This is a genomic window from Neisseria sp. HMSC064E01 (assembly GCF_001808875.1).
Lineage (GTDB): Bacteria > Pseudomonadota > Gammaproteobacteria > Burkholderiales > Neisseriaceae > Neisseria > Neisseria sicca_A.
This window is the reverse complement of sequence record NZ_KV794903.1, coordinates 1-1,642: the sequence shown is the minus strand read 5'-3', so window position 1 is coordinate 1,642 and position 1,642 is coordinate 1. Positions and strand designations below refer to the sequence as shown.

General features: G+C 47.6%; 3 protein-coding genes. All 3 read left to right on the top strand.

Features of this window, described 5'->3' with window-relative positions:
- Positions 1-723 (top strand): virulence factor TspB C-terminal domain-related protein (locus tag HMPREF2572_RS03215; protein WP_283118434.1); only part of this gene is annotated, 723 nt, incomplete at its 5' end.
- Positions 720-1,004: a DUF2523 domain-containing protein gene (locus HMPREF2572_RS03210; RefSeq protein ID WP_016687737.1), complete on the top strand. Its 285-nt coding sequence runs from the start codon at positions 720-722 to the stop codon at positions 1,002-1,004. The genes HMPREF2572_RS03215 and HMPREF2572_RS03210, both read left to right, overlap by 4 nt.
- Positions 1,005-1,007: 3 nt before the next feature.
- Positions 1,008-1,642 (top strand): zonular occludens toxin family protein (locus HMPREF2572_RS03205; RefSeq protein ID WP_246827758.1); only part of this gene is annotated, 635 nt, incomplete at its 3' end.

Sequence of the window (1,642 nt, the reverse complement as noted above, 5' to 3'; positions counted from 1 at the left end):
ATGTTGAATAACCAACAGACCAATCATGCCGAATTGATGAATCAGTTGTCCAAAATTGGCGATTCCGTTGAAAAATCGACGGTTTCAAATGAATTTACCCCGATGACCGCCGATTCAGCACCCTACACCCCGCAGGGTAGCAATACACCTCAACAAACACGATTCACCATAAATAGAGACGGTTCAATTACGACAACCATTATTCCGCGTCCAGATCTGAAACCAAATTCCACGCTCGCACCGACACGCAGCGAAATAATACCGACACCGAATAAAGGACAAAACACACCGACAACACCCAATAGTCCGAATACACCTACAACGCCAGATAGTCCGAATGCACCGACAACGCCGAACAGTCCGAATACGCCGAATCAGCCGAACAGTCCGACAGGGCAGCAAAATCAAAATCAAGAGAATCAGCAGCAGAATTTTTGTCAGCAAAACCCGAATGCTGCGCAATGTATGCCGGGGGGCGATGCGAGCTATGAAGACATCGTCTTGCCTGAAAACACAATAGATTTAGATTTTAGACCTGAAAACGTTTTCCAAACCGAAGGCGTTTGCCCGCAACCGAAAAGCGTGGATTTGGGCGCATTTGGGCAAGTCGAATTCAGCTATCAGCCGCTTTGCGACTTTGCCGCAAAATTGAGACCCGTTTTAATCATGATGACCATTCTTACCTGTGCATGGTTCGTATATGGCGCATTGGAGGAGCTATGAACTGGGGCAGTTTGATAACAGCCGTATTAATGTCCGTGGCGGGCAGAATATTGACCGCCATAGGACTTTCTTTCGTGACAGTGGCGGGCTTTCGCCAGTTGCAATCTTACTTCATCCAACAGGTTCAAAACCATATTGGCGGTTTCCCTGAAGACGCATTGCAAATCGTCTATATCATGGGTTTCGGCGTCATGTTGAATTGGATATTTGGCGCATTCACATTTATAGCAACGATAAAGGGCTTTAAGAAACTGTCCACTATCGTCAAAAGCGAGGGATAAAAAATGCTTTACCTATATACAGGCGTTCCCGGTGCGGGAAAAACATTGTATGCGGTTTCCAATCTTGTCAAACGCAAGGACTTTAAAGACCGTCCCATCTTCGTGGACGGAATCAAAGACCTAGACCACGACAAAATAAACTACTTCGATATACCAGAAGGCGAAAGCATTCAGACATGGCCGAAGTGGGCGCCACCGGGTGCGATTATCGTCGTTGACGAATGCCAACGCATATTCCGCCCACGTCCAAGCGGTTCGAAAGTACCCGACTACGTCGCCGAACTTGAAACACACCGACACCGTGGTCTTGATTTCATACTGATAACCCAACATCCGCGCCTGATAGACGTCCATCTGCGTGGACTGATAGAACATCACACGCATTTAGGGAAGACCAATCTAGGGCTACGTCGTAAGCTCGAATGGACGACAGGCGGCGCAAAAGACCCTGAAAGCAGGGCAAACATCAGGGAAGCCCTAATCAGCGTGTACAGGCTTGATAAAAGCGTGTATGGGCTGTATAAGTCTGCCGAAGTACACACCAAAATCAGGACGAAAAAAAGCAAACTTTTAATGCTGTTCCCGCTCGCCCTATGCCTTGTCGGTTATGGCGTTTGGTCGTTTACTGGATTTTGGGG

Bases quoted from the DNA above. Each gene is read 5' to 3' on its own strand.
- HMPREF2572_RS03210 (WP_016687737.1), top strand. From the start codon at position 720: ATGAACTGGGGCAGTTTGATAACAGCCGTATTAATGTCCGTGGCGGGC.